We start from the raw sequence: 616 nt of genomic DNA on the forward strand, positions 1-616 counted from the left end.
AAGTGAAATACTGAGAGAGGCATGGCTGACGGTTACCGATTCTGAGCATCATGGCGTAACGAATATCACGCCGATTATCATCAACCGATCTGTTCGGGAAGCTTTCACTGTGCCATTTAACCAGCTTACCGCGCAGGTTCAGGTGATGTCGGCTCCCTTAGCGACAGCGCGGACGGGAATAGTGGGTTAAGGCGAGCATTTTATCTGATTGTTCCACTGAGACTGGCGACGATCACCGCATAAACGGTGGCGCTTATCCGATGTGTTTACCGAGTAGATTTCTGACGAGTATCACGGCATGTTCACGGGCCTGCCGGATAAGTTCATCTTTATCGACAGTACGCCCGCAGTTAGCACATGTGGTGCCGGTAACATCGTCCACATCGCTGATTTCCGTCCCACAGTGTACGGTGAGATCATGGTTGCAGCCTGGGCATTTAAATGGAACGTTGCTCATTATTGTTGACCTTTTGATAGCGGATATTAGTTGACCGAACGTATCAACGGCAGTGTAAATTCCGCAAGGCTAATTTGATCCCTGTTCAGAAGCAACGTTGAACCGTGGCAGTGGTCTGCCCGCAGACGAAAAAAACAGGGTTGAGCAAATTGTACTGAG

General features: G+C 49.5%; 1 protein-coding gene and 1 pseudogene. One reads left to right on the forward strand and one right to left on the reverse strand.

What is annotated here, in order from left to right; all coding sequences use genetic code 11:
* Positions 1-190 (forward strand): annotated as a pseudogene (locus tag AAIR21_RS27790) (DUF3296 domain-containing protein); the annotation flags it as partial.
* Positions 191-253: 63 nt separating this feature from the next.
* On the opposite strand, the gene AAIR21_RS27795 reads toward AAIR21_RS27790, so the two are convergent.
* Entirely contained in the window at positions 254-457 is a 204-nt protein-coding gene (locus AAIR21_RS27795) for an ECs_2282 family putative zinc-binding protein (protein ID WP_422713176.1), read from the reverse strand.
* Positions 458-616: the final 159 nt, after the last annotated feature.

Source organism: Enterobacter sp. PTB (assembly GCF_051130085.1).
Taxonomy (GTDB): domain Bacteria; phylum Pseudomonadota; class Gammaproteobacteria; order Enterobacterales; family Enterobacteriaceae; genus Enterobacter; species Enterobacter ludwigii.